The sequence below is a fragment of the Pseudomonas sp. E45-MNA-CIBAN-0222 genome, from assembly GCF_040310405.1.
Taxonomy (GTDB): Bacteria; Pseudomonadota; Gammaproteobacteria; order Pseudomonadales; family Pseudomonadaceae; genus Stutzerimonas; species Stutzerimonas stutzeri_AC.
Map to the genome: position 1 here is coordinate 1 of NZ_JBEOPU010000094.1, position 274 is coordinate 274.

The 274-nt window shown below is 60.2% G+C and carries 1 protein-coding gene; it reads left to right on the top strand.

Features of this window, described 5'->3' with window-relative positions; genetic code table 11:
* Positions 1-274, top strand: a 274-nt coding sequence (locus AAEZ08_RS22910; RefSeq protein ID WP_500125175.1) for a CHASE3 domain-containing protein, incomplete at both ends; no start/stop codon positions are given.

The following is a 274-nucleotide window of genomic DNA, read 5'->3' on the forward strand; positions in this document are numbered from 1 at the left end:
TTGCAGGAGTTGGTGGCCGACAATCCGCAACAGTTTGACCGTCTCAAGCGCCTGGAGTCCTTGCAGGTGGAATGGAACGGCTACGCCCAGGCAATGATCAGCCTGCGTCGCGAGAACGGTGATTACCGGGCGGCGGTCCAGGCCGGCCGGGGCAAGCGCCTGACTGACGAGATTCGCAAGGAATACGACCAAGCGGTGGCCATGGAGCAACAGCTGCGGATCAGCCGTAATGAAGACGTCACCCGTATCACGGTGATGAGCGTTACCCTCTATC